General features: G+C 62.6%; 24 protein-coding genes and 2 pseudogenes. 8 read left to right on the forward strand and 18 right to left on the reverse strand.

Translation table 11 applies throughout. From position 1 onward, the window contains the following. Positions 1 to 10: 10 nt before the first annotated feature. The 4 genes from NCS00_RS22840 to NCS00_RS22855 all read right to left on the reverse strand — a co-directional run bounded on the left by NCS00_RS22840 (position 11) and on the right by NCS00_RS22855 (position 5,280). Positions 11 to 1,795, reverse strand: coding sequence for a DNA-binding protein (locus NCS00_RS22840; RefSeq protein ID WP_250441051.1), 1,785 nt, complete (start codon positions 1,793 to 1,795; stop codon positions 11 to 13). A 270-nt stretch (positions 1,796 to 2,065) separates the two neighbouring features. Next, positions 2,066 to 2,374, reverse strand: a complete 309-nt coding sequence (locus NCS00_RS22845; protein WP_008348405.1) for a DUF4148 domain-containing protein — start codon at positions 2,372 to 2,374, stop codon at positions 2,066 to 2,068. 234 nt (positions 2,375 to 2,608) lie between these two features. Beyond that, positions 2,609 to 3,886 carry an MFS transporter gene (locus NCS00_RS22850; protein WP_250441077.1) on the reverse strand — a complete coding sequence of 426 codons (1,278 nt, stop codon included), beginning with the start codon at positions 3,884 to 3,886 and terminating at the stop codon, positions 2,609 to 2,611. A gap of 26 nt (positions 3,887 to 3,912) precedes the next feature. After that, the gene (locus NCS00_RS22855; RefSeq protein ID WP_284508166.1) at positions 3,913 to 5,280 is read right to left on the reverse strand and encodes a M20 family metallopeptidase; all 1,368 of its coding nucleotides are present in this window, start codon (positions 5,278 to 5,280) and stop codon (positions 3,913 to 3,915) included. Between the two features lie 169 nt (positions 5,281 to 5,449). On the opposite strand from NCS00_RS22855, the gene NCS00_RS22860 reads away from it, so the two are divergent. Next, positions 5,450 to 6,385: a LysR family transcriptional regulator gene (locus tag NCS00_RS22860; protein ID WP_034473156.1), complete on the forward strand. Its 936-nt coding sequence runs from the start codon at positions 5,450 to 5,452 to the stop codon at positions 6,383 to 6,385. Between the two features lie 4 nt (positions 6,386 to 6,389). Here the strand turns inward: NCS00_RS22860 and NCS00_RS22865 are convergent, their stop codons facing one another. From NCS00_RS22865 to NCS00_RS22880, 4 genes are read right to left on the reverse strand one after another with little or no spacing between them, the layout of a single operon-like run. Further along, entirely contained in the window at positions 6,390 to 6,770 is a 381-nt protein-coding gene (locus NCS00_RS22865; RefSeq protein WP_008348411.1) for a VOC family protein, read from the reverse strand. Positions 6,771 to 6,829: 59 nt separating this feature from the next. Beyond that, positions 6,830 to 8,086 carry a DUF3734 domain-containing protein gene (locus NCS00_RS22870; RefSeq protein ID WP_008348413.1) on the reverse strand — a complete coding sequence of 419 codons (1,257 nt, stop codon included), beginning with the start codon at positions 8,084 to 8,086 and terminating at the stop codon, positions 6,830 to 6,832. Positions 8,087 to 8,101: 15 nt separating this feature from the next. Next, entirely contained in the window at positions 8,102 to 8,884 is a 783-nt protein-coding gene (locus NCS00_RS22875) for a 3-hydroxybutyrate dehydrogenase (RefSeq protein ID WP_175981140.1), read from the reverse strand. 21 nt (positions 8,885 to 8,905) lie between these two features. Continuing rightward, a complete protein-coding gene (locus NCS00_RS22880; protein WP_034473154.1) occupies positions 8,906 to 9,685 on the reverse strand; it encodes an acetoacetate decarboxylase in 780 nt (259 codons plus the stop codon). Positions 9,686 to 9,966: 281 nt separating this feature from the next. Between NCS00_RS22880 and NCS00_RS22885 the strand changes: the two genes are divergently transcribed. Next, a complete protein-coding gene (locus NCS00_RS22885; RefSeq protein ID WP_033536228.1) occupies positions 9,967 to 10,146 on the forward strand; it encodes a hypothetical protein in 180 nt (59 codons plus the stop codon). Positions 10,147 to 10,401: 255 nt separating this feature from the next. Here the strand turns inward: NCS00_RS22885 and NCS00_RS22890 are convergent, their stop codons facing one another. The 4 genes and pseudogenes from NCS00_RS22890 to NCS00_RS22905 all read right to left on the reverse strand — a co-directional run bounded on the left by NCS00_RS22890 (position 10,402) and on the right by NCS00_RS22905 (position 12,852). Next, positions 10,402 to 10,872 (reverse strand): M48 family metalloprotease, encoded by a 471-nt coding sequence (locus tag NCS00_RS22890; RefSeq protein WP_250441078.1) that lies wholly within the window; start codon positions 10,870 to 10,872, stop codon positions 10,402 to 10,404. Positions 10,873 to 10,967: 95 nt separating this feature from the next. Further along, positions 10,968 to 11,827 (reverse strand): annotated as a pseudogene (locus NCS00_RS22895) (oxidoreductase). 87 nt (positions 11,828 to 11,914) lie between these two features. After that, the gene (locus NCS00_RS22900) at positions 11,915 to 12,196 is read right to left on the reverse strand and encodes a hypothetical protein (RefSeq protein WP_250441053.1); all 282 of its coding nucleotides are present in this window, start codon (positions 12,194 to 12,196) and stop codon (positions 11,915 to 11,917) included. A 38-nt stretch (positions 12,197 to 12,234) separates the two neighbouring features. Continuing rightward, positions 12,235 to 12,852: a hypothetical protein gene (locus NCS00_RS22905; protein WP_250441054.1), complete on the reverse strand. Its 618-nt coding sequence runs from the start codon at positions 12,850 to 12,852 to the stop codon at positions 12,235 to 12,237. A 484-nt stretch (positions 12,853 to 13,336) separates the two neighbouring features. Between NCS00_RS22905 and NCS00_RS22910 the strand changes: the two genes are divergently transcribed. Continuing rightward, entirely contained in the window at positions 13,337 to 14,491 is a 1,155-nt protein-coding gene (locus NCS00_RS22910; protein ID WP_250441079.1) for a porin, read from the forward strand. A gap of 171 nt (positions 14,492 to 14,662) precedes the next feature. Here the strand turns inward: NCS00_RS22910 and NCS00_RS22915 are convergent, their stop codons facing one another. The 3 genes from NCS00_RS22915 to NCS00_RS22925 form a co-directional block, all read right to left on the reverse strand. Beyond that, positions 14,663 to 15,217, reverse strand: a complete 555-nt coding sequence (locus tag NCS00_RS22915; protein ID WP_250441055.1) for a ProQ/FinO family protein — start codon at positions 15,215 to 15,217, stop codon at positions 14,663 to 14,665. Positions 15,218 to 15,334: 117 nt separating this feature from the next. Further along, positions 15,335 to 15,601 (reverse strand): hypothetical protein, encoded by a 267-nt coding sequence (locus tag NCS00_RS22920; RefSeq protein WP_250436735.1) that lies wholly within the window; start codon positions 15,599 to 15,601, stop codon positions 15,335 to 15,337. Positions 15,602 to 15,765: 164 nt separating this feature from the next. Next, a complete protein-coding gene (locus tag NCS00_RS22925) occupies positions 15,766 to 16,410 on the reverse strand; it encodes a TetR/AcrR family transcriptional regulator (RefSeq protein WP_008348435.1) in 645 nt (214 codons plus the stop codon). Positions 16,411 to 16,505: 95 nt separating this feature from the next. Between NCS00_RS22925 and NCS00_RS22930 the strand changes: the two genes are divergently transcribed. Beyond that, positions 16,506 to 17,627 carry an MBL fold metallo-hydrolase gene (locus tag NCS00_RS22930; RefSeq protein ID WP_250441056.1) on the forward strand — a complete coding sequence of 374 codons (1,122 nt, stop codon included), beginning with the start codon at positions 16,506 to 16,508 and terminating at the stop codon, positions 17,625 to 17,627. Here the strand turns inward: NCS00_RS22930 and NCS00_RS22935 are convergent. After that, positions 17,618 to 18,484 (reverse strand): NmrA family NAD(P)-binding protein, encoded by an 867-nt coding sequence (locus tag NCS00_RS22935; protein ID WP_250441057.1) that lies wholly within the window; start codon positions 18,482 to 18,484, stop codon positions 17,618 to 17,620. The two genes, NCS00_RS22930 and NCS00_RS22935, sit on opposite strands and share 10 nt — an antisense overlap. Before the next feature lie 213 nt (positions 18,485 to 18,697). Between NCS00_RS22935 and NCS00_RS22940 the strand changes: the two genes are divergently transcribed. Genes NCS00_RS22940 through NCS00_RS22950 form a run of 3 tightly spaced genes read left to right on the forward strand, consistent with a single transcriptional unit; the run spans position 18,698 to position 21,895 of the window. Beyond that, positions 18,698 to 19,513, forward strand: a complete 816-nt coding sequence (locus NCS00_RS22940) for an HTD2 family dehydratase (protein ID WP_175981154.1) — start codon at positions 18,698 to 18,700, stop codon at positions 19,511 to 19,513. 27 nt (positions 19,514 to 19,540) lie between these two features. Continuing rightward, entirely contained in the window at positions 19,541 to 20,704 is a 1,164-nt protein-coding gene (locus NCS00_RS22945) for an acyl-CoA dehydrogenase family protein (RefSeq protein ID WP_250441058.1), read from the forward strand. 12 nt (positions 20,705 to 20,716) lie between these two features. Beyond that, the gene (locus tag NCS00_RS22950; protein ID WP_250441059.1) at positions 20,717 to 21,895 is read left to right on the forward strand and encodes a CaiB/BaiF CoA transferase family protein; all 1,179 of its coding nucleotides are present in this window, start codon (positions 20,717 to 20,719) and stop codon (positions 21,893 to 21,895) included. On the opposite strand, the gene NCS00_RS22955 is transcribed toward NCS00_RS22950, so the two are convergent. Both NCS00_RS22955 and NCS00_RS22960 read right to left on the reverse strand, forming a co-directional pair. Continuing rightward, positions 21,892 to 22,827 carry a LysR substrate-binding domain-containing protein gene (locus tag NCS00_RS22955; protein ID WP_250441060.1) on the reverse strand — a complete coding sequence of 312 codons (936 nt, stop codon included), beginning with the start codon at positions 22,825 to 22,827 and terminating at the stop codon, positions 21,892 to 21,894. The two genes, NCS00_RS22950 and NCS00_RS22955, sit on opposite strands and share 4 nt — an antisense overlap. Before the next feature lie 305 nt (positions 22,828 to 23,132). Then, complete coding sequence (locus NCS00_RS22960) at positions 23,133 to 23,573, reverse strand: GntR family transcriptional regulator (RefSeq protein ID WP_250441061.1); 441 nt, start codon at positions 23,571 to 23,573, stop codon at positions 23,133 to 23,135. A 4-nt stretch (positions 23,574 to 23,577) separates the two neighbouring features. Here NCS00_RS22960 and NCS00_RS22965 point away from each other — a divergent pair. Continuing rightward, a pseudogene (locus NCS00_RS22965) lies at positions 23,578 to 24,414 on the forward strand (cation:dicarboxylate symporter family transporter); the annotation flags it as partial. Positions 24,415 to 24,447: the final 33 nt, after the last annotated feature.

A 24,447-nucleotide genomic window follows, 5' to 3' on the forward strand; every position in this document is an offset into this window, starting at 1 on the left:
CACGCGGATGTCACGTTTCGATCTTCGACATCACCGCCGTGGCCGGATCGTAGCGATAGCCCTTCTGCGCGAGCTGTTGCGCCATCTTGTCGCCGATCAGCTTCTGCTGCGCCTCGCGGAACACGAGCTCGTGATCGGGCTTCAGGCGCTCCAGTTCGACCGCGAGCCGCCGCATCAGCGCGACCTCGCCGGTGCTGCGGGCATCGATGAAAAGGATCTTCTCGTTCGCCACGTCGAGGCGCTGGCGCAGGTCCTTCGCGTACGTGACCCACTGCTCGGCATTGGCGCGAAGGTCGTCGTAGGCCTTCGAATGCGCCTTCGCCTGCGCCGCCACCTGACGCTGCAGCGATGCCAGCTCGGACTCGTCGCCCTGCTCCTTTTCGACGAGACGCTTCGCGAGATCGGTCGCGTTTCTCTCGGCGGCTTCGGCGCGTTCGCGCAACGCGTTGACATCGTTCGATACGCGCGCGAGTTCCGCGCCCTGCTCGGCCTTTTCTTCCATCAGCGCGCTGACCTGCTTGCGGGCTTCGTCCAGCTCGGCGCCGATGCGCTCGGCATGTTCCCGCTGCGCCGAAACTTCCGCGCCGCGCGCAGCCGCGCTTTCGCGCTCCGCTGCCAGTGCGCTGCGCGCGTCGTTCAGTTCCGCTTCCAGCGCGGCGATGCGCGCGAGGTTTTCGCTCGCCTGCGCTTCGGCGGCCTGCGCACGCGTATGCGCCGCGTTGAGGTCCTGCAACAGGCGCTCGGCTTCCGCCGATTTTTCCTGCGATACGAGGCCAAGCGCTTCATGCTGCTGACGCGCCTGATCGCGCTCCTCGGCGATGCGCGCGAGTTCTTCATCCTTGGCCGCAAGCGACGCGCTCAACTGCTCGTGCTGCTGACGCGCCTGATCGCGCTCTTCCGCGATACGCGCGAGTTCTTCATCCTTGCCTGCGAGCGACGCGCTCAACTGCTCGTGCTGCTGCCGCGCCTGATCGCGCTCTTCCGCGATACGCGCGAGTTCTTCATCCTTGCTCGCAAGCGACGCGCGCAATTGCTCGTGCTGCTGCCGTGCCTGATTGCGCTCGTCAACGATGCGCGCAAGCTCCTCGTCCTTGCCCGCAAGCGACGCATGCAGATTCGCCTGCTGCTCGCGTGCCTGATCGCGCTCTTGCGCGATGCGTGCGATGTCCTCGTCCTTGGCCGCCAGCGCCGCGTTCAGCGCTTCTTTCGCCCGCCGCTCTTCTTCGAGCGATGCGTTCACGGTTTCCAATTGGGCCCGCTCCGCCGACGCGCGCTGCGCCGCTTCCTCGATGCGCGTCTCTGCGGTCTGCGCGCGCATCGTGGCTGCATCGGCCTCTTCGCGCAGTCGCACGACCGATTCCTCGGACGCCCGCAATGCGCTCAGCATTTCCATCATTTGCTGGCGGTTCTTCGCGGCCTCGTCGCCGGTCTTCTGGAATTCGGCGAGCGCCTCGTCGCGCTCCGCAAGCGCGGTCGTGAGCCGCTGGCTCACGGCGGACAGCCGCTGTCCGGACATCCGCTCGGTTTCGTCGCGCGAGACGGTCCAAAGCCGCCGCGCGACATTCACGAGCGTCTCGGCAAGGTCGTCGGGCAGTCCGGTCGGCGCCTGCTGCTGCGGCATGTCCGGGGACCGCGCCTCGCGCCAGCGCTGCAGGCCGGCCGCGATGGCGACGACGGAGCCGTTTCCGGCCTCCGCCCAAACCGTCAAGGGAGAAACCTTGCGACCTTCTTCGGTCAGTCGATCGGCGATCGACGCGATTTGCTCGTCGGTGATGTTGTCTACGTCTGTGGGCATAAGCGCCTCGAAAATCAGTGGCGTCGCACTCAAAACACTGCGATACATTGTTACGTTCGGCTAAATCCGCGCGGGGCGGAGATGGATGATACCCATTTTCCGCGCTCGACCGATCGAAGCACGTCGCATGCCGTCGAAAATAGGATTTTGTAGCGAGAGTGTATCGCCTGCGGGACCTTGAAACCGTGGCGTAATACGTTATTGACAGAAACGCGTCGAGCCCGGACGAGCAATTTCGTCCGGGCTTTCTAATTCGTTAAATCGGTGCGATTACGGCTTCGCGAAAACCGGGCCGAGTCCGATGACATCCGTATCCGCCGAACGCGTGCCCGACGCGACGTTGCCGTTCGCCGGCGCGCCGTATGCCGTCAGGCCCTTCGCGGCGTCCACGCGCGCTTGCGCGGCCTGGATGTTTTGCGGATATTGCGTCTGATCGCTTGCCGGGTCGTAGCCCGCCTTTTCCAGCTCGACGAGTTGCGCACGCACTTCGGCGCGGGTGATCGGCTGATTCGACTGAGCGAACGAAAGAACCGGAAGCGCGACGGCAGCGGCGACGATCAGCGATTGGATGACTTTCATGATTTACCTCCAGTGAATTTTGATGGAAGGCCGTCTTGGCGATTCGCCGTGTGTTGCGAATCGTTCGGCTTGGAGGTATTTGAACTCGCGGACGTATCTGGCTTGTTTCGCGAAAAGCGGATTATGAAACGCCGTGTGTCGGGATTCGGTGCGGATACAGTGCGATACAAAGCGAAACGCCGATTGTCGATGTCATCGGCAATCGGCGCGCTCGTATCAAAAAGAGAAGCGGACTCAGGCGGCCGCGCTCGCCGCTCGCATCTGCACCTTGCCGCGGCTCACCGCCGCGAGCGCCGCGAGACTGATCACCGCCGTGAACATCATGTAGAAGCTCGGCGCGGCCTTACTGCCCGTCGCGCTCAGGAGCCAGATGATGATCGCGGGCGTGAAGCCGCCGAACACCGTCACGCCGATGTTGTAGCCGATCGACATGCCCGTCGCGCGCGTCGACACGGGAAAGATCTCCGACATCAACGCCGGCAGCGCGCCGAAATAGATCGCCTTGAGCAGCGCGAGCCACGCGACGAGCGCGAACAGCGACGCCACCGACACATGCGAAACGACATACGCGAACGCCGGATAGCCCGTCACGAAGAGCAGGAGCGCCGCCGTCGACATCTGCTTCACGCGGCCGATCCTGTCCGAGAGATGCCCCGCGAAAGGCGTCACCAGCGTCAGCATCAGGCCCGCGACGGTGCTCGCGGCGAAACCCGTCGATGCATCGAGATGCAGTTCGCGGATCGCGAACGTCGGCACGTATTGCAGCAGATAGTTCACCGCCGTCGATACCGTCAGCGCGCCGATCGAGATGAGCAGGAGCGCCTTTTGCTGCGTGCATACATCGCGCACGGGCGTCGACGTGTGCTCGGCTTCGGTGTAATCGGCCGCGTCTTCGAGATAGCGGCGCAGGAAAAGACCCGCCGGTCCGATCAGCAAGCCGAAGAAGAACGGAATGCGCCAGCCCCATGCGGCAAGCTCGGCGGCGGGCATCAGCTTGGCGAGCGCGAAGCCGAAAATCGACGCGAGCAAGGTCGCGAGCCCCTGCGTCGCGAATTGCCAGCTCGCGAGCAGGCCACGGCGATCCGGCGCGTGCTCGATCAGCATGGCCGTCGACGGCCCGAACTCGCCGCCCGCCGAAAAGCCCTGGATCAGGCGCGCGATGAACACGCCCGCGGGCGCGATCAATCCGATCGACGCATACGGCGGAATCACCGCGATGATCGCCGTGCCGATCATCATCAGCCCCACCGACATCATCAACGCAGCCTTGCGCCCGCGCTTGTCGGCGTATGCGCCGAGCACCATGCCGCCTATCGGCCGCACCAGATACGACGCGCCGAACGAGCCGAACGTGAGCAGCATCGACGCCGTCTCGTTCGCGGCCGGGAAGAAGTTCTTCGCGATATACACCGCGAAAAACGCATAGATCGCGATATCGAACCATTCGAGCGCGTTGCCGACCGAAGTCGCGAGCACGATTTGCGTCAGGCTCAGGGGCTTTTTGTTCATGATGTCAGCGTGTCATGAGTGGCGTTCGATCAATGCGCGTCGCGCGTGGCGACGATCGCCGCGCCCATCTCGCCGAGGTCCCACCAGAGGCCCGCCATCACGCCGAGCGATTCGCGCATGACGGAGCCGAGCACGTGTTCGTTCGGCGCGTGCTGGTTGCACGCGGGATACGAATGCGGCACCCAGAGCGTCGGCAGGCCGAGTGTCTTCGCGAAGACATCGTTGGGCACCGTGCCGCCCAGGTTCGGCAACAGCGCGGGCTTCTTGCCGGTCGTCGCGCGCATCGAATCGAGTGCCCAGTGAACCCACGGATCGTCGAGATCGAGGCGCGTCGCGGGCGTGCCGCGCGTCGCCTTGACGGTCACTTCGGTGAAGCCGTGCTGCGCGAAGTGACGTTCGAGATGCGTCTGCAGGTTCTCCCAATCCGTTCCGACGACGAAGCGCAACTGGCACACCGCTTTCGCGAACGGCGGAATCGCGTTGACGGGTGCATCGGCGTTGCCGGATTTCATCGCGAGCACTTCGAGCGCGTTCCAGCCGATCACGCGTTCGGTCGGCGTCAGGCCCGGCTCGCCCCACGTCGGATCGATCTCGGGTGAGCTTTCGTCGCGGCCCAGTTCGATATCGGCGAGGGCTTCGCGCACCGCATCGGAAATCGGCGGCGGCCGCAATCCTTCGACGACGATGCTGCCGTTGCGGTCGACGAGACTCGCGATCGCATGCGACAGCACGACGGCCGGATTGCGCAGCACGCCGCCCCAGTTGCCGGAGTGATGTCCGCCTTCGCGGAGGTTCACCGTCAGTTCAAACGGCACGCCGCCGCGCGAGCCGAGAAAGAGCGTCGGACGTTCGGCGGATACGCGCGGCCCGTCCGACGCGATGAATACATCCGCCGCGAGCGCATTCTTGTGCGCGGCGCAGACTTCATCGAGACCCGGCGAGCCGACCTCCTCGCCCGTTTCGAAGATCACCTTGACGTTGTAGCCGAGCCTGCCTGCGCGCGCCTGCAACACCGCGGCGAGCGCCGCGAAATTGACCGAATGCTGGCCTTTGTTGTCGGCGGTGCCGCGGCCGTACCAGCGGTCTTCGTCGACGACGATCTCCCACGGCTTCAGGCCCGCGCGCCATTGCTCGTCGTAGCCGCGCACGACGTCGCCATGACCGTAGGTCAGCACCGTCGGCAAGTCGTCGGATTCGTGGCGTTCGGCGATCAAAAACGGCGGGCCGCCCGCGACCGGATTGTCGACGACGCGCGCCGTAAAACCGACGCGCGCGAGCGTGTCGCTGATCTCATCGGTGAGATAGGCGTTCAGCGCGGGATTCCGCCCGTTCTGGCTCTCGGTGCGAAACGCGACGCGGCGCTGCAGATCCGCGAAGAACGCGCCCGAATCGAACATCTTGCAAGCGATGGCGATGGCGGCTTCACGACTTTCTTGATGTTCTTTCACGACGTCTCCGGGCAATTGTGGCTACTCATTCCGGCCAGTCTAGAAACGCCAAAAATTCGCGACAATTTCAAATTTTGCGACTAGCATTGCCAAAAAGGCAACGCTCGGGGAAGGCATCGTGCTGCATGGCATCGCTCTCAAATACTTCGTAGAAGTCGCGCGCTCGGGTTCGCTGGCGGCGGCATCGGAACAGCTTCACGTCGCGGTGTCGGCGATCAGCCGGCAGATCGCGAAGCTGGAGGAACAGGCGGGCACGCCGCTATTCGAGCGCATGCCGCGCGGCATGATCCTGACGGAAGCGGGCGAATTGCTCGTGCAGCACGCGCGCCGCGCGCTCATGGACGGCGACGCGGTGCTCGCGGAGATATCGGAGATGCATGCGCTCGGGCTCGGGATCGTGCGTATCGGCTGCACGGAGGGTTTCACGCGCTGCTTTTTGCCGAGCGTGATGGCGTCGCACTATCGCGCGCATCCGGGCACGCGTTTCGTGATGCGTTCGGGTACGCCGGGACAGGTCGAGCATTGGGTGGCGAGCGGCGAAGTCGATGTAGGCCTTGCGTTCTCGACATCGACATCTACCGCGCTGAGCGTCGAATACAGCGTGAAGGCGCCGGTCTGCGCGCTGCTGCCACCGACGCATCCGCTGGCGGGCAAGGCGAGCATCACGCTCGATGACGTGCTTCAGTACCCGACCGCCGTGCTCGATCGCGGCACGACGGTGCGCCAGCTGATCGACTGGTGCTGCTCGGCGCGCGGCGTGCATCTCGAGCCGGTTCTGACGAGCAACAACTCGAGCGCGATGCATCATTTCGCCGCGCTCACCGGCGCGATCACGCTCGGCAGCGCGGTCGCGCTCGAAGGCGATCCGGGCCCGCCGACGCTCGTCGCGACGCCCATCGACGAGCCTTTGCTCAACGAGCGCCTGCTGCAGGTCACGGTGATGCGCGAGCGGCGTCTGCCGCCTGCCGTCGATCAGTTTCTCAAGACGCTGACCGATGCGTTGCGCGAAAGTCTCGGTGCGCCGGCCGCGCGCGCGAAGCGAAAAAAGCGCTGACCCGTCATTGCGTCGCGACCCACCACGTCGTTCCGGCGGCATCGCGAAAGCCGCCGCGAAAGTCGTCGTCGTCGCGTTTGCGCGCGGGCGCCTGCACGCTTTGCGCGCCGTGCCGGAGCGCGCGATCGTAGACGGCTTGCGCATCGCGCACGTAGACGTGGATGTGCGGACCCTGCGATTGCTGATCGGTCGCGCCGCCGCCGATCATCACGACGCTATCGTCGATACGCAATTCGGCGTGCATCAGCGAGCCATCGGGACGATCGAAGCGGCGCAGCAGTTGTGCATCGAAGACACGTTCGAGGAATGCGATGATCGCCGGCGCGTTTGCGCAGACGAGATAGGGACTGACGGACGCGTAAGTCGCGGGTTTCCAGTCGGGCATGGCTTGCCTCGCAGGCGTTGTGACGAGGCTAACCAGAGTAATTCAAACGCCGCAACGCTTCAAACGCCTTCGACCACGTCATCCAGTTTGTTCGCCGCCGCCTTCGGCATGTCAGCGGTCGCCTGCGGCGCGGGTTCGTAACGATGCACGTCATGCGTCACGAAGCCGAGATCGTGACTCGGCACCTCGAACCACTCCGGATGTCCGAACGAACGGCGAATGTCTTCCAGACCGCTCGCCCAGTGCTCGTCCATCGTATCGTTGCTGAACTCGTAATCCTTGTAGTGCCCTTCGAAAAACTTGTTCTTGTAGATGAGATGCACGACGTTCACCGCGCCGCCATCCGCGACCTTCTGCGCCTCGCGCAGCAGCGGATGCGAGCGGCGCGTCTTTTCCGGAACATGCTCCAGCAGCTCCTTGATGAGCCGCGCATGCTTCTGGTTATGCGAAACGAAATCGGTGATGGCGCGCGTTCTGCTCGAATACTGAATGTCTTTCGTGCGCTCGCTGACATCGAGAAAATCGCCGGGCAACGTGCCGCGCGCGCTCCACAGGTCCACCTGAAACACGAGCGTGTCCTTGTGCTGACTTTCGCGGATGATCTCCGTCAACGGCGTATTCGATACGAGCCCGCCGTCCCAGTAGAACTCGCCGTCGATCTCCACAGCCGGAAAGCCCGGCGGCAACGCACCCGATGCCATGAAGTGCTCGGGCTCGAGCCGCATCTTCGTGTTGTCGAAGTAGACGAGATTGCCCGTGCGTACGTTCACCGCGCCCACCGATACACGCATCGCGCCATCGTTGATGCGGTCGAAATCGGCGAACTGCAGCAGCGTCGCGCGCAACGCGGACGTATCGTAAAAGCTCACGTCGCTTGGGCGCCTGCTCTTCGCATGCGTCAAAGGCAAATGCACGCGCGGCGAGAAGAAGCCCTTCTGCCCTTCGGTGAGCGCGCGCGCCGCGGCCCACATGCTCGAAAACTTGCGGCCGATATTCGCGAAGCCGAACGCAGCGGGCATGAACGCGCCCACATGCCCGACGAGATCCGCGGGCTGGCAGATCGTGTTCCAGAACCCACGCAGCGCGGCCACGCGATTCTCGGGCGCGTTGCCCGCGATGATCGCGGTATTCAACGCGCCGATCGAAATGCCCGAAGTCCATGTCGGATCCACGCCCACTTCGGCGAGCCCTTCGAACACGCCGGCCTGATACGAACCCAGCGCGCCGCCGCCTTGCAGCACGAGGCAAACGTCATCGTAGTCGGGCAGCGCGACGTGATTCGCCTGCGTGAGTGTGTTGCGTTGACTGCGGCGCATGGATTCTCCTTGTCGTTATTGCATGAACCAGCCGTGACTCACGACGACCGATTGCCCGGTCAGCGCATTCGATTCGAAGCCCGCGAGGAACGCGACGGTGTTCGCGACATCGGCGACCGTGGTGAATTCGCCATCGACCGTTTCCTTCAGCATCACGTTCTTCACGACTTCTTCTTCCGAAATGCCGAGCGCCTTCGCCTGCTCGGGAATCTGCTTTTCGACGAGCGGCGTGCGCACGAAACCGGGACACACGACATTCGCGCGCACGCCGCGCGGACCGCCTTCCTTCGCGACGACGCGCGCGAGCCCGAGCAAACCATGCTTGGCCGTCACATAGGCCGACTTCAGCTTGGACGCTTCATGCGAATGCACCGATCCCATGTAGATGATCGAGCCGCCCTTGCCCGACGCGTACATATGTTTGATCGCGGCCTTCGTCGTGAGAAACGCGCCGTCGAGATGGATCGCGAGCATCTTCTTCCAGTCGGCGTATGCATACTCTTCGATCGGCGCGACGATCTGAATGCCCGCGTTCGATACCAGCACGTCGATACCGCCGAGCTTCGCCACCGTTTCTTCGATGCCCGCGTTCACGGCATCTTCGCTCGTCACGTCCATCGACACGGCGATCGCCTTGCCGCCCGCTTCGACGATGCTGTCCGCAACCTTCTGCGCATTCGCGAGATTCAGATCGGCGATGACGACCGCCGCGCCATCGGTCGCGAGCTTGCGCGCCGTCTGTTCGCCGATGCCGCTCGCAGCGCCCGTCACGAGCGCGACTTTTCCTTGCAGTGCCATGTGAATACTCCTTTGCCGTTGTTATTGGTTGACCGCGAGCTTGAGTTCATCGGGCGGCGCGAGATAGTCGTATGCGACTTCGCCGATATCGAGCGTGAGATTCGCGATGACATGCCGCGCGCCGACGACCTTGCGCACCGGCAAATCAGCGACCGGCGCGAGCGCATGAGCGTGCAGTTCGAGCGCGGCCGGACCTTCCCATGCACCGATCACGCTCACGTCGCGCAGAAAGAAGCGCACGAGTTCGCACACGCGCGCAGTGCCGTCGACATGCGGCAGCACTTTCAGCAGATAGTTCGGCGTATCCGCGAGCTTCCTGCGTTCGGCTTCGAGATCGAGCGGACGATACTTGTAGCCCATCGTGCCCGTCGCGATGCGTTGCGTGCCGTAGTCGAGCGTGCCGAGCAGCGTGTCCTTGCCATCGACGCCAAGACGCGGCGACGCGAGCTTCTTCGGAAAGCCCCAGATTTCGCGGCCGCCCGCGATCGGACCTTCGTCGTCGAGATACATCGCATGCGTATAGCTGCCCTTCTTGCCATCCGGATCGATGACGGAAATCACCTGGCCGCTTTCGGTGTAATCGCCGAAACCGGATGAATCCGGCATGCGAATGAATTCGTAATGTACGAGACCGTTATCCACTTCGAGCGGCTCCGGAACCACGGCGCGCAGCGCGTCGGGATCGGTCTCGTAGGAAATGATGAAGTACTCGCGATTGAGAAAGCGGAACGGCGGACGCGGATAAGCGGGATTGAGCACAGGCATGGCGAACGCATTCCTGCGGATGTCGTCTTCTTTCACTGGATCGTCCCTGAGTTGAGAACAGGCACGATAGTAGATGCAGTTGATGACATTTGTCGCGGACGGCAGGCAGCGGATCGGCGTTTATGAAAGCAGTGCGAATCGACAAAAATCCCGCTGCTTCAACGCCTTATGCCCGCCCACTGATGAATTGCCTTTTTTTGTGCAATATACTGTTGCCTCAGCGGCGTCGACACGACGAGGAACCGGGCGATGCCGCGCGTCTCTCAAGCGCATGTCGATTCATCTTTCTAAGGCCATCTCCTCCAAGCGAGTCCCCGATGAAAACGTCCTTGAAGAAATCTCTCGTGCTTCTGGTGCTGGCGGCGTTTGCCGCGCCGACGCTGTCGTTCGCGGCCGCGGAGTATCCCGACAACAAGCCGCGGCCCGCCTATAAAAAGAAAGGCCAGAAGCATCATCACAAGAAGTCGGCGACACCGCCCGCTTCGCAGACGCAATAAGACGGCACGGCTCATAAAGGCACGGGCGTCCGTTAAGGACGCCCGTGCCTTTTCATTGGATGACGCGTCTTGTCAGGCCGCTTCGATTCGTTGCGCCACGAGATTCAGCACGCGTTCCAGCACATCGCCATCGACCGGCTTCACGAGATGATCCCGGACCTTCGCTTTCGACGGAAATCGCGCCGCCATGCAATTCGACGAGATGCTTCGCGAGCGCCAGCCCGACGCTAGCCATCGAGGCATTACGCGCGGCAACTATTGCGACGTCGATACGAGGCGCGCACGCATCGCATCGAGGCGCGCTGCATCGACATGTCCGCGCGCCGCCATTGCTTCGAGCGCAGCCAGGGCCGATTCAGGGCCGCAAAGCGCGGCGGCTTTCGCATCCGCATCGAGTTCGAAGGCGGCGGCGCGTTTTGCGGCACGCACGCTCCAAATCTTCAGACAGACGAACAAAGTGAACGCGAAGCCGATACCGGGAAAGGTGATGCGCCAGAGATCATCTTCCGATGAAATCGCGAAGACGATGCACGGTACCGATAACAGCATCATCACTGAAAGCACGGTCCATGCGAAATCGAGCAGCATCGTCTTGCGTTGCGTCGCGTGCCCGACTTCGTGCGCCACGACGATACGAAGCAACGGCTCCGGCAACGCGAGCGTGGCGCGATCAAGTTCGATGCGATTGAACAAGGCTTCGTAGCACGGTCCGTTCGACGTATTCACGAAGCGCACGCGCGGCGTTGCAACGTGCAGAAGAGCGGCATCGTCGGCGACGAGCGAGAGGATGCGCTGTTCCTGCGCGGCGAGCCGCTTCATGATCACTGCACCGGGTTATCGGCCCACTGGCTGCGCGCCTGCCATGCGTCGATATCGGCGTTGAGCTTCGCGAGCTTGTTGCGCACGAGTTCGAGTCCGGGCCGCCGAGCACGAGATGTCCCGGCGGCTCCGGCGACGTGACCGCTTCGATGATGACCTGCGCCGCGCGCGCCGGATCGCCCGGCTGCTTGCCGCTTCGCTCCGCGATCGCCGCGCGCCGCGTGCCCGAAGTCTGCGCGTAATCGTCGATCGGATTGCGCGTCTGCTTCAGCGAGCGGCCCGCCCAGTCCGTGCGAAACGGGCCGGGCTCGACCGCCGTCACCTTGATGCCGAGCCCTTCCGTTTCGCGTGCGAGCGCTTCGCCGAGACCTTCGAGCGCGAACTTCGTCGCGGCGTAATACCCGCTGCCCGGATTGCCGACCAGCCCGCCCACGGATGTGATATTGACGACATGTCCCGAGCGGCGCTCGCGCATACGCGGCAATACGGCTCGGATCATCGCGGCCGCGCCGAAGAAGTTCGCTTCGAACATCGCGCGCACTTCGTCTTCCTCGCCCTCTTCGACAGCCGAGAGATAGCCGAAGCCCGCGTTGTTCACGAGCACGTCGATATGATCGAAGGCGGCGTAGGCATCGGCGATTGCGGACTTGATTTCATCGGCACGCGTGACGTCGAGACGCACGGCGATCGCTCGTCCTTCGCCACGCTCGACGAGATCGCCGACGCTATCCGGATTACGCGCGGCCACGACAGCGCGCCAGCCCTTGTCGATCACGGCGGAAGCGAGTTCGCGGCCGAAGCCGGTCGAACATCCGGTGATGAACCAGACGGGCGTATCGTGGCTGCCTTTCGAAGCTGTCATTGCGGTTCTCCATGTAAGCGGATCTCGCTACATGTTGAAGCAATTTCAACGCGCGTGCTTGCGGGCTCCTCGTCGAACGGCAGTGACTTATCGCATTGCCGGCATGCGAATGGCGCGATGATTCCGCGGCTCGAACAGAACCGCCTGCTCGACACGCGCCGCGATCTTTTTCCATCCGGCGAGCTCTTCGTCGAGCACGGCAAGCGTCAGAAGAATGCGTTCACGATCGTGATTCGTGCGCGCGAGCGTCGCGCTTTCACGCATCGAGACGAGCGTGGCCTCGCGCTCGGCGATCTGCTTCGCGATTCTTTCCCGCAGGCGTTTCAGCGATTCGTCCATGTTCGTATGACCGGTTGATGTCGCCGTCATACGCGCAAACTTCGCGCCCGATCATGTTCGTGGATGCTTCATCCCGCATCGCCCGCGCTGATCGCGGTTTGCATGCTCCTCAACAGCTTCGTCAGATAGCGCAATAGGCCGACCGTATCGCCGAATTCGATGAAACCCGGCTTCACACCATCGCTGAAGAGCAACGTTCCGTCGAGCGAGTGATCGACGATCAAGCCGGCGTAAGCAGCGTGCGGCATGTAGTCGTCGCCGGCGAGGCTGAACGTATTGCCGTTCACGGCCGCATCGCGCAGACGCATCAGGAACTGCACTTCGGGCGCGCGCGACGCCGATAAGCGATGGATATCGAAGTATTCGGCGACCGCGAGGATCGCATTCGAGCAAGGCACGGTCAGCGCGAACGCGATGCGCGCATCGGCCGTATCGAACGATGGCCACGACCGCGCGTCTTCCGGCGGCGGGCTTTTGGTGGGCGTGCCGTCCTCGCTGTGCGCGTGCGCTTCCGGATGCGAGCGCTTGCGCGCAAGTAGGGGCTGCGCCTTCGCGAAGTCCGGCGGCGGCGCGCCGCGCTCGATCCAGTCGGCCAGCAGGCTTGCGTAGGCATGGAGCGCGGTCAATTGCGCGTCGATGAACGCGACGCCCGCTCGGCAGGCGTCATGGTGTTTTTGCTCGGTCATACCGTCTCCCTTGTTTTTTGAGTTCGATCTAAAGACACACCCGCGTTGCTTGCATGATCGCCTGCCCTGCGTTGCAATGCGCGCGCCTGTTCGCAGGCCGTGGTGCGGCGGGATGGACCGTTAGTTGCAGACGGTGCATGGAGAATCGGGTGCCGCTCGTGACGCTGCTGTGGAAGAAACGCTACAAGGCGCTTCGCGGAATTTACCGATACCTGACGACGCGTTATATTCCATCGGCTATAGCGTAAGTCGCCGGCCGAAGGTGCCGAGGCAACGCGACTTGCCTGCGTTCTTGCAACGGGACATCGCTCGTTTCGTCTGACGAAGTGCCCTACCCATCACGAAGCACTCGACCTTTGCGAAATTCCTTCGCGAAGCCGGGATGGCCGCGCTCGCGCTCAACGAATGCGTGGCGGCGATTCCTGAACCGGGCCGCGTCGAGCGGCATCCGCTTCACGCGGACAACACCAAGGAAGAAAGAAGAATGAAGAAGCACATCGTAGCGGCGGCCGTTCTCGGCATGTTCGGCATCGCGGCACACGCGCAAAGCAGCGTCACGCTATACGGGATCATCGATGCGGGCATCACCTATGCGAATAAGGTCGCGACCGCGAGCGGCCACGACAGCCTCGTGAAGTACGGCGACGGCGTCGCGTCGGGTAGCCGCTGGGGCCTGCGCGGCACGGAAGATCTGGGCGGCGGCCTCAAGGCGATCTTCGTGCTCGAAAGCGGCTTCAACAGCGGCGACGGCACACTCGGCCAGGGCGGCGCGTTGTTCGGCCGTCAGGCGTATGTCGGTCTGGCGAAGACCGATTTCGGCTCGCTGACCTTCGGCCGTCAATACTCGTTCTCGACCGACTATCTCGGCAGCAACTACACGATGGGCAGCCAGACGGCCGCCGGAAATTACGCGTATCACATCAACGATCTGGATCAGCTGACGTCGAGCCGCATCAACAACGCGGTCAAGTTCAGCAGCGCCAGTTTCCACGGCGTGACGTTCGGCGCGATGTATGGCTTCTCGAACTCGACGAACTTCGCGGGTTCGCCCACGACGGGAACGGGCACGTCTGCCGTGCAAGGCGCCTCCAGCGCGTACAGCTTCGGTTTGAACTATGCGCAAGGCCCGTTCGGCATCGGCGCGGCGTACACGAACATCCGCTATCCGAATGGGGCGACGCCGGCGTTCAGCGTGAGCATCGCGAACGTGAACACGCAAGGGCTGCGCGATCTGGAAACGTACGGTATCGGCGCGCGTTACACGATCGCCGCCGCGACGATCTGGGCGAATTGGACGCATACGCGCTTCGAGCCGATCACGGCTGCATCGTCGAACCTGAACAACTATGAAATCGGCGGCAAGTACGCGTTCACGCCGGCGCTGAACGCGGGCCTCGGCTACACGTTCTCCGATCTCGGCGGCAACCTCGAAGGCAAGTGGCATCAGATCAACGCCGTGGTCGACTACGCGCTGTCGAAGCGCACCGATGTTTATGCGAGCGGCGCGTATCAGAAGGCGTCGGGCAGCAACAACGGCACGCCGGTGCAAGCGGAGATCGGCTCGTCGGCGTCGTTCATCGGCAGTGCGGGCGCGAACACGCAGTTCGTGACGCGCGTCGGTCTGCGTCACCGGTTCTGATCGAAGGTTGATTCGAAGAAACGCGACGCTGAAAGGCGTCGCGTTTTTTGCGCCCTTTAAGATTCGGATAGCGAAGCATTCGGGCCACGCTATAACGAACTTTTGGACTAGCGCGAAAGGAAAAGGGAAACCCGCGCGCGATGCGAACTGCGCGCGGTGTCGCGTCTCGCGTTACTTGGCGGATTCCGCGGACTCTGCGGCTTTCGGAGCGGAAGCGGTGGCCGAAGCCGACGCCGAGCGCGCCAGTCGATTCGTTTCCAGATAAACGGCGCGTTCCGCATCCGCCGACGATACTTCGCCCGCTTGCGCGCCAGTCAGATCGACTCGCGGCGCACCTTGCACGAGCGCGGTCCAGTAACGGTTGCCGCGGCACCAGACCTTGATCGCCGCACGCAGTTCTTTCTCGTTGAGTCCGAGTTCTTCCGCGTGTTTCGTCAGATCTTCGAAAATGCCGACCTTCAGCGGAACCTTAGGCGCGGGATTCTTCGGAAATGCGAGCGGAAAACGCTTCTGCAGCTTACCGATGGTATGCACGACAGGATCAACCGGCTTCGATGGCGCCGCGGCAGGCCTGGACGCGGCCGCCGCGGGTTTGGACGGAGCCGCCGCCTTCGCGCCCGCCGGCGCGGGACGCCGCACGCGCGGCGCCTTCTTCTTCGCTGCGTTGCTGGCAGCAGCCTGTTTTGCGAGTTGCTCTTTCAGTCCGGCGAGTTGTTCGAAGCCCATCACATCGTGCCCGTAGAAAACGTATCGCGATTTTAACAGCCTCCGGTGACGGCCTCGTTGCGGGCGGCTTTTTCGGGCGAGCATCGGTCCGAAAAAACCGCCATCTCAGCGTCGCGCTTACTGTCCGCCCGAATAGACGTTGCAGAACGGTCGCGGACTGCAATTGCTCTGCGTGCCGCCGGTCCAGTTCGCTGTTCTCCCGCTCCTGCTCTGCCCCGGTGCCACGCCGCCATAGGCCGTGTCGCCGGACGACGCGGCGCCCTGCGCGTTCTGCTGAACGGGTGCGGGGATGGACTGCAGGGTATCGCTCGGCTCTTGCGCCTGAGTGAGGGTGACGAGGGAAAACGCGGCCACGAGCGTGGTCGTAACGAGGACGGTCTTCATGACTTTCTCCTTCGACGAAGGCTTACCGCTGCCCGACGATAAAAACCGCCAGGTGAACGCCGTGCGCAAGAATCCGCGCAGTCTTAGACCCTATACCTTAATCGCGGCGAAATCTGCTTATTCGGGTTCGCGCATGAACGTTCGGCTTCTTCGCGGATGCTGCGTCACCCGTGTTTGGGCGCAGCGCGTTCGTAGCGTGCGAGAAACATGTCGGCGGCGGCTTCGGCCACTTTCTTTTGCTCGCTCTTCGATAACGGCGGCTGGCCCATCGTCACTTGCGGCCAGAACGCGAAACCCTTGACGATGCCATGCAGTTGCTGCCCTGCGAAAACAGGGTCGGTGACTGCGAGCCGGCCATCGGCGGCGGCTTTGCGAATCCAGGCCGTCACGTCTTCCTCGCGTTCGCCGATGCGCGCCACCATATCCCGCGCGCGCTCGGGCGAGTGAATGCCCGCCGCGATCGCCACGCGTGCGAGCGACAGAAACGCCTCATCGTTCATGAGGCGCAGCTTGCGCGTGAGCATCGCGAGCAATTGCGCGCGCAACGGTTCGCTCGCGCTATAAGCCACCGCATCGCCGGTCTCGCTCGTATCCCATAGCCGATGCAGGATCGCGGCGAACAGCGCCTCCTTGCTCTCGAAGTGGTTATAGACCGTGCGTTTGGAAACGCCCGCGCGCGCGGCGATGCGGTCCATGCTGGTGGCGTCGTAGCCCGCGGCGATGAACTCCGCAACGGCCGCGTTCACGATCGCGGCGCGCTTCCGGTCAGTCAGACGCTGGGGAATGTCGTTGATGTCGCTTGAATCCATCCCCACATTTTACACCGATCGGTTTACTTTTCTCTCAAAATTAAACTACACTGTGCAGTCTACTTTCCGCTTCGGGCTCACGTCCCTTCACGTTCATGACTTCGTTCGCCGATCGCATCAGCCGTGCCCTGGGTTTCGCCGCAGCAAAGCGCGGACGCGCGTTGTCGAGCGCATCGCCGCAACATGACGGCGAGCGCTTTCGCAATGTGAAGCCGCGTCCTGTCGAAGGCTTCGGCAAGACGCTGCGCATCATGTGGAACATGCTTCTTCACAAACCGCGCAACACGGTGCCGACGCAAGCGCCGACCGTCGATACCCTCACCCGCGCCGATCTGGATGCCGCGCCCGACCGCAGCCTTTTCCGCCTCGGCCATTCGACGATGCTCTTCAAGCTGCGCGGCGAATATTGGCTGACGGACCCGGTGTTCGGCGAGCGCGCGTCGCCGTTCAAGAACGTCGGGCCGAAGCGCTTTCACGCGCCGCCCATCGCGCTTGGCGATCTGCCGCCGTTGCGCGGCGTGGTCCTGTCGCACGATCACTACGATCATCTCGATCGCGAAACTGTGCTTGCGCTTGCCTCGACGACAGCGATCTTTCTCACGCCGCTGGGCGTCGGCGATCGTTTGATCGAATGGGGCATCGATGCCGCAAAAGTGCGTCAGATCGACTGGTGGCAAAGCGCGCAGATCGACGGCCTGACGTTCACCGCCACGCCCGCGCAGCACTTCTCCGGCCGCAGTCTCTTCGATGGCAACAGCACGCTGTGGGCGTCGTGGGTCATCGTCGACGATGACGTGCGCGTGTTCTTCAGCGGCGACACCGGCTATTTCGACGGCTTCGGGACCATCGGCGAGCGCCTCGGCCCGTTCGACGTCACGCTGATCGAGACCGGCGCATACGATCCGCAATGGCCGTACGTGCACATGCAGCCCGAGGAGACGGTGCAGGCGCACATCGACTTGCGCGGACGCTGGCTCGTGCCGATTCACAACGGCACGTTCGATCTCGCGATGCATCCGTGGCAAGAACCTTTCGAGCGCGTGACGGGCCTGGCGCTCGCGCGAGGCGTCGCCGTGGCGACACCGCGCATGGGCGAGCGGCTCGATCTCGAAGCGCCGCATCGCGGCGAGCGCTGGTGGAGTGATACCGTCGATGCGCCGAAGCCGGCGTCATCGTGGCGGATGTGCGCGTCGCGGGCCGAGGGCGTTCACGATTGACGTCCGGCGAGCTTGCGGATCACATCGACGATGGGCGTCTTGCCTTTGACGATATCTTCGCTACGCCCTTCGAAGTCGATCCATCCGTCGTTGAAGCCATCGAGCATCTGAATGCGCGGCATCGGATGCTTCATGCCTTGACTCGCGAACAGTCCTTCCCACGTCTCGCGTCGCACTGCCTGCGCGCGCACCGGCTTGCCGAGCACGGATGAAAACGCAGCCGCGATATCGTTCGGGCTCGTGCGTTGCGGTCCTTCCAGTTCGACGACGCGCATGCCCGTCCATGTTTCCTGCATGAGCTTCGCGGCGAGTTCGCCGATGTCGTCGGTGGCGGTCATCGGAATCGCGCGATCGAGCGGATGCAGAAACGAATGCACGATGCCTTCGTTGCGCGCCGAATCGACATCCCATGCGCAGTTCTCCATGAACCAGCCCGGCCGCAGAAACGTGACGGGAACAGGCTGCTTGCGAAGCGCTTCTTCGAGCAGCGTGCGCTGCGTAAGAAGATTGATTTGAGCGGCCTGCGCGCCGATCGTCGACAGGCACACGATCCGGCGCGGCCTGGCACGCGCGATGGCCGCGACGATCGCATCGATGACTTCGCGCGCTTCCGGAAAACCCGGCGCGGGATCGAATTCCGGCGGCGGCAGAATGAACACGGCTTGCGCGCCTTCGAAGGCGCGAGCGAGCGCATCGGCATCGGTCATCGTGGCGTGTGCGAGTTCGCAGCCGCGCGCCGACCAAAGCGCGCCCTTCCTCTCATCGCGCACGACGGCGCGTACGGGCTTGCCCGCTTTCAGCAGCGCGTTTGCGAGCGCACCGCCGACTTGTCCTGTGATTCCCGTGACGACATACATGATCCGGCTCCTTTCTCGTGATGCGTTTGACTTCGACGGATCGAATGTTATGGCGCTGCGTCGCGAAGAAAAATGGCCCGCGCGTCATGAGATTGATGACACCACGTCATAGGTTGAACCTATGCCCGGCACATGAAAGCGATATTTCCGCCCCGCGCGATATTTCTCTAAAGTCGTAATTCACCGGCCCCGCCCGGCAATGGAGACGACACAATGAAAACAGAGCGCGCCGTCGATATCGTTGCGCCCACATCCGTCGCGGCCCTCGCGGCCACACTCGATCATGATGCCGCCCCGCATGAAGGCGATGCCCTTCCGCCGTTGTGGCACTGGATCTTCTTCCGGCCCATTGCAAAACAGTCGCTCATCGCGGAAGACGGTCATCCGAAGAAAGGCGGCTTTCTGCCCGATCTCGGTTTGCCGCGCCGCATGTGGGCCGGCGGACGCCTGCGCTTCCCCGCGCCGGTGATCGTCGGTGAACGCATTACGCGCGAATCGACGATTCTCAATGTCAGCGAGAAGCAAGGACGCACCGGCAAGCTCGGCTTCGTGACAGTCAGGCATCGCATTTACCGCGGCGATGCGACCGCGATCGAGGAAGAGCACGACATCGTGTATCGCGAGCCGGCAGCGCCCGGTGCGCCCGCGCCCGCTCCGGTCGCCGCGCCTCGCGATGCGCAATGGCAACGCGACCTCGTTCCCGACGAGACATTGCTGCTGCGCTATTCGGCGCTCACCTTCAACGCGCATCGCATTCACTACGACAAGCCTTATGTGACGCAAGTCGAAGGTTATCCGGGACTTGTCGTGCATGGGCCGCTCATTGCCACCTTATTGATGGACCTGCTGCGCCGCGAGTTGCCCGACGCGACCGTCATCGACTTCGCATTCAAGGCGCAGCGCCCGTGTTTCGCGGGCAATACGCTGCATCTGTGCGGGCAGCCATCGGCGGATGGCAGGACTGTCGAACTCTGGTCGAAGGATCACGAAGGCTGGCTCGGCATGACGGCGCGCGCCACGCTCGGCTGACGATCTCCACACATCCGCAGGCACATCATGATCGAATCGACATCCGACGCTTATCAGGACATTCGTGAGGCCGTGCGCGATCTCTGCGGCCAGTTCACCGGCGAATACTTTCGCAAAATCGACGAAGCACGCGGTTATCCCGAAGCATTCGTCGATGCCCTCACGAAAGCGGGCTGGCTCGCCGCATTGATTCCGCAGGAATACGGCGGCTCGGGTCTGGGGCTTACCGAAGCGTCCGTCATCATGGAAGAGATCAATCGCTCGGGCGGCAATTCGGGCGCGTGTCATGGGCAGATGTACAACATGGGCACGTTGTTGCGTCACGGCTCGACGGAACAGAAGAAGCGCTACTTGCCGAAGATCGCATCGGGCGAGTTACGTCTGCAATCGATGGGCGTGACCGAACCGACCACCGGCACCGACACGACAAAGATCAAAACGACCGCGGAAAGAAAGGGCGATCGTTATGCGATAAACGGCCAGAAGGTGTGGATCTCGCGCGTGCAGCATTCGGATCTGATGATTCTGCTCGCGCGCACGACGCCGATCGCAGACGTGAAGAAGAAGAGCGAAGGCATGTCGATCTTCATCGTCGATTTGCGTGAAGCAATCGGCAATGGCCTCACGGTGCAGCCGATCCTCAACATGGTGAATCACGAAACCAACGAGCTCTTCTTCGACAATCTGGAGATTCCTGCCGAGAATCTCATCGGCGAAGAAGGCATGGGTTTCAAGTACATACTCGATGGCCTCAACGCCGAACGCACGCTGATCGCGGCGGAATGCATCGGCGATGGCTACTGGTTCATCGACAAGGTCACGCAGTATGTGAACGATCGAATCGTGTTCGGGCGTCCCATCGGGCAGAATCAGGGCGTGCAGTTTCCGATTGCGCGCGCGTACGTCAATGTCGAAGCCGCGAACCTGATGCGCTTCAAGGCATGCGAACGCTTCGACGCGCACAAGCCTTGCGGCGCGCAGGCGAACATGGCGAAGCTGCTCGCCGCCGATGCATCATGGGAAGCGGCCAACGCCTGTCTGCAATTTCACGGCGGCTTTGGCTTCGCGGCGGAATACGATGTCGAACGCAAATTCCGCGAGACGCGTCTGTATCAGGTCGCGCCGATTTCGACCAACCTGATTCTCTCTTACGTCGCCGAGCATATCCTCGGCCTGCCGCGTTCGTTCTGAAGGAGGCCGGTCATGCGCCCGCTGCAAGGCATCAAGGTCGTCACGTTCGAGCATGCAATTGCAGCGCCCTTCTGCACGCGTCAGCTCGCCGATCTCGGCGCGCGCGTCATCAAGATCGAGCGTCCAGGCACAGGTGATTTCGCTCGCAACTATGACGAACGTGTGTCGGGACTCGCATCGCATTTCGTGTGGACGAACCGCTCGAAAGAAAGCGTGACGCTCGACGTCAAGCATCCTGAAGCACTCGATGTCGTGCACAAGCTGCTCGCCGATGCCGATGTATTCGTGCAGAATCTCGCGCCCGGCGCGACGCAACGGCTCGGCCTCGATTACGACGCGTTGAAGGAGCGCTATTCGCGGCTCATCGTGTGCGATATCTCCGGCTATGGTTCCGATGGCCCGATGCGCGACAAGAAAGCGTATGACTTGCTGATTCAAAGCGAAGCGGGTTTTCTGAGCATCACGGGTTCGGAAGGCGCACCGGCGAAAGCAGGCTGCTCGATCGCAGATATCGCCGCCGGCATGTATGGCTACACGAACATACTCGCGGCGCTCATCGAACGCGGACGCACCGGGCGCGGCAAACGCATCGACATTTCGATGCTCGAAAGCATGGTCGAATGGATGGGCTATCCGCTCTATTACGCGATCGACGGTCAGACGCCGCCGCGCAAGGCGGGCGCATCGCACGCGACGATCTTCCCTTACGGCCCTTTCCCCGCAGGCGATGGCAAGACCGTCATGCTTGGCCTGCAAAACGAGCGCGAGTGGAAGAAGTTTTGCGAAATCGTTCTTCGTATGCCCGAGCTTCAGCGCGACGAGCGCTTCTGTGCAAACAGCCTTCGCGCGCAGCATCGCGACGAGTTGATGCGCCTCATCGTCGATGCATTCGCCTCATTGACGGCCGCACAGGTCATCGAACGGCTTGAAGAAGCGGGCATCGCGAATGCGCGGATGAACGACATGCACGATGTCTGGAAGCATGAACAGCTCGAAGCGCGCAATCGTTGGACACAGGTCGATACGCCCGCCGGCAAGATTCCCGCGCTCTATCCGCCGGGACGCTTCAGCGCCGATGAACCGCGCATGGACGCCGTGCCCGCGCTCGGCGAGCACACGGAATCCGTGTTGCGCGAACTGGGGCTGAACAGCGAAGCCATCGAACGCTTGCGCGCGGCGAAGGCGATCTAGGTTCGTCGCATCGTCACGCCTTGCCAGCGATCGCGGTCAATGTGCTCGGCGATCAACTCGATCAACGTCTCGCGCACGGCGACGGTCGCTGAGTTCATCGGCGCATCGTTGGGCCAGCAAATGCTGGCCGGGCGCCTGATGATCGGATCGACGATTCTGCGCATTTTCGGCAGCAACGCCTCGTTCCATTGCACGATCGCGGACGAAGGCAGAATCGTGCAGGCTCTGCCCGAATGCGCGATAAGCAAAAGCGATGGCAACGAGTCGATATCCGCAACGATGTTCAGCTCGACTTTCTCGCTCGCGAACGTGCGCTCGATCAGCAAGCGCAAGCCATTCGATACGCCGGGCGCGACGAGTTTCACGCCCGCGAGCTTCACAAGCGGACATGTCGATGCGCGCGGCGAGATGCCGCCGCCCGGCTCGCCCGCAAGATAAAGCGTTTCGTCGAGCACGGGCAACGCGGTGATGCCAGGTGTATCCGATTCACGAAACAGAATCGCGAGATCGAGCCGGCCATTGGCAAGCAACTCGTTCAGATAGCCGCTCATGCTTTCGAAGAACTGCAGGCGTATGCCGGGATACCGGTCCTGAATGCGCTCGAACAGGGGCACGGCGAGAACGGATGCCATCGTCGTCGGCAGGCCGACCGCCACGGTGCCGGATTCCGCGCCCGCGCCCTTCGTCACTTCCTGCTTGAGCTGCTCCATTTGCCGCAGCACGACGCGTGCATGCCGATAGAGCGCGTCGCCCTCGGCCGTGGGGGTGACGCCATGATTGCTGCGCAGAAGGAGCGTGACGCCGAGTTCCTCTTCGAGCCGCGCCATTTGTTGGCTGAGCGAAGGCTGTGCCACGTAGAGCTTTTCCGCTGCTTTGCCGAGACTGCCGTAATCGACGATGCTGACGAAGTAGCGAAGCTGGCGAACATCCATATGAGGGTGCGAGGATCGAAGTCAGGGCGCGCTCGTGAGCGTCTGGCGCCGGTCGCCTATTCTATAGCTCGCATCGTCATACGAATCGATTCGCTTCGCTCAGGGCGCATCAATGCCCCAATCCGCTCGGTTCGATGCAGCTCGACACGAGCGTGCTGTTTGTGCCGGCTTCCGATGCCCGCTATCGCGCAAGCCGATTAAATCTCATGGCTTGCGTAGCCGCCCTGTTCTTGCCCATGGCGTCCTCCTTCTGCGTTATTCGAAAACGCACGCCGGATAACTTCGATAGCACGCCCGCGACGATTTTAGCCCGGCGATCGCTTGAGACGCATCGACACCGAAAAGCGCTCTGCGGGATGCACCGTCACCGATATCTCGAACGTCGCGCCGCTCGCGTCGAGATAGCGGCGCACGATTTCCAGCGCCGCCGTTCCCGCCTCGACGCGCAGGCGTCTCGCCATCTCCGCCGATACGGCAATGGCACGCACGTCCTGCTGAATCTCGTCGATGCAGCGTCCGTAACGCGCTTCGATCAGCGCGCTGATGAGCGTATCCGGGTTCTCCTTCGCGGCTTGCGCGACGTCCTTGTATTCCGGATCGATATACACATCGATCCAGCCAACGGGCGGACTGTCCTTGTCGCCGTCGATACGCACGCTCGATATGCGCAGCCACGGTGTGCCCTGTGCGCAGCGCAGCGTCTTCGCGAGCTTCGCGGAGGTTTCGATGTGCTGCGTCGACTGCACGACGCTCGATCTCGTTTCGGAAGTGCTGTTCTCGTTCATCAACCTCGTGATGAAGCTCGCGCCGCTCGGCACGTTCGGCGCGGTCGCGTATTCGGTGGGCAGCAACGGCACGGCAGTGCTGATCGCGCTGGCGCAGCTCGTGGTGAGTTTCTATGCGGTGGTCGTTCTCTTCATCGTCGTGGTCATGAGCGTCATCGCGAAGCTCGCGGGCTTCAGCCTGTGGCGCTTTCTGCGCTACATCAAGGACGAGATCTTCATCGTGCTCGGTACTGCGTCGTCGGAAAGCGCACTGCCGCGTCTTCTGATCAAGCTCGAACGGCTCGGCTGCGCGAAGCAGACGGTCGGACTCGTGCTGCCCGCAGGCTATGCGTTCAATCTCGATGGCACGTCGATCTTCATGTCGATGGGCGTCATGTTCATCGCGCATGCTTATGGCGTGCAGATCACGCTGGAACATCAGATCGGCATTCTGCTGCTGATGCTGCTGACGTCCAAAGGCGCAGCCACGGTTTCCGGCGGATCGTTCGTCGTGTTCGCAGCGACCGTCACGTCGACGGGCATCCTTCCCGTCGAAGGACTCGCGTTGATCTTTGGCGTGTACCGCTTCATGTCGATGGCAATCGCGACGTGCAACACCATCGGCAACAGCCTTGCGACGGTCGTCATCGCGAAGTGGTCGCGCACGTTCGATGCGGCCGTCAGCGAACGGCATCTTTATCCGGAGCGCTATCCGGAGATCGCCGAAGCAGACCGGCGGCTCGCGGACGGCAATCTTCTCCCCGAAGACATGAACGACGCGAATCCTCATCCGGACGGTATCCCGCTAAAAACGGCGCGATGATTCTCGCAGCGCGGCAATCGCCGCGCTTTTTTT

The sequence above is a fragment of the Caballeronia sp. AZ1_KS37 genome (genome assembly GCF_023631165.1).
Classification (GTDB): Bacteria; Pseudomonadota; Gammaproteobacteria; order Burkholderiales; family Burkholderiaceae; genus Caballeronia; species Caballeronia zhejiangensis.

What these genes read in the sequence shown, in the direction of transcription:
- NCS00_RS22955 (WP_250441060.1), bottom strand. Translation starts at nt 22,827, where the DNA reads ATGGATGTTCGCCAGCTTCGCTACTTCGTCAGCATCGTCGATTACGGC.
- NCS00_RS22845 (WP_008348405.1), bottom strand. Translation starts at nt 2,374, where the DNA reads ATGAAAGTCATCCAATCGCTGATCGTCGCCGCTGCCGTCGCGCTTCCG.
- NCS00_RS22910 (WP_250441079.1), top strand. Translation starts at nt 13,337, where the DNA reads ATGAAGAAGCACATCGTAGCGGCGGCCGTTCTCGGCATGTTCGGCATC.
- NCS00_RS22950 (WP_250441059.1), top strand. Translation starts at nt 20,717, where the DNA reads ATGCGCCCGCTGCAAGGCATCAAGGTCGTCACGTTCGAGCATGCAATT.
- NCS00_RS22900 (WP_250441053.1), bottom strand. Translation starts at nt 12,196, where the DNA reads ATGACGGCGACATCAACCGGTCATACGAACATGGACGAATCGCTGAAA.
- NCS00_RS22840 (WP_250441051.1), bottom strand. Translation starts at nt 1,795, where the DNA reads ATGCCCACAGACGTAGACAACATCACCGACGAGCAAATCGCGTCGATC.
- NCS00_RS22925 (WP_008348435.1), bottom strand. Translation starts at nt 16,410, where the DNA reads ATGGATTCAAGCGACATCAACGACATTCCCCAGCGTCTGACTGACCGG.
- NCS00_RS22870 (WP_008348413.1), bottom strand. Translation starts at nt 8,086, where the DNA reads ATGCGCCGCAGTCAACGCAACACACTCACGCAGGCGAATCACGTCGCG.
- NCS00_RS22930 (WP_250441056.1), top strand. Translation starts at nt 16,506, where the DNA reads ATGACTTCGTTCGCCGATCGCATCAGCCGTGCCCTGGGTTTCGCCGCA.
- NCS00_RS22855 (WP_284508166.1), bottom strand. Translation starts at nt 5,280, where the DNA reads ATGTTCGATTCGGGCGCGTTCTTCGCGGATCTGCAGCGCCGCGTCGCG.
- NCS00_RS22915 (WP_250441055.1), bottom strand. Translation starts at nt 15,217, where the DNA reads ATGGGCTTCGAACAACTCGCCGGACTGAAAGAGCAACTCGCAAAACAG.
- NCS00_RS22875 (WP_175981140.1), bottom strand. Translation starts at nt 8,884, where the DNA reads ATGGCACTGCAAGGAAAAGTCGCGCTCGTGACGGGCGCTGCGAGCGGC.
- NCS00_RS22885 (WP_033536228.1), top strand. Translation starts at nt 9,967, where the DNA reads ATGAAAACGTCCTTGAAGAAATCTCTCGTGCTTCTGGTGCTGGCGGCG.
- NCS00_RS22920 (WP_250436735.1), bottom strand. Translation starts at nt 15,601, where the DNA reads ATGAAGACCGTCCTCGTTACGACCACGCTCGTGGCCGCGTTTTCCCTC.
- NCS00_RS22865 (WP_008348411.1), bottom strand. Translation starts at nt 6,770, where the DNA reads ATGCCCGACTGGAAACCCGCGACTTACGCGTCCGTCAGTCCCTATCTC.
- NCS00_RS22935 (WP_250441057.1), bottom strand. Translation starts at nt 18,484, where the DNA reads ATGTATGTCGTCACGGGAATCACAGGACAAGTCGGCGGTGCGCTCGCA.
- NCS00_RS22940 (WP_175981154.1), top strand. Translation starts at nt 18,698, where the DNA reads ATGAAAACAGAGCGCGCCGTCGATATCGTTGCGCCCACATCCGTCGCG.
- NCS00_RS22905 (WP_250441054.1), bottom strand. Translation starts at nt 12,852, where the DNA reads ATGACCGAGCAAAAACACCATGACGCCTGCCGAGCGGGCGTCGCGTTC.
- NCS00_RS22945 (WP_250441058.1), top strand. Translation starts at nt 19,541, where the DNA reads ATGATCGAATCGACATCCGACGCTTATCAGGACATTCGTGAGGCCGTG.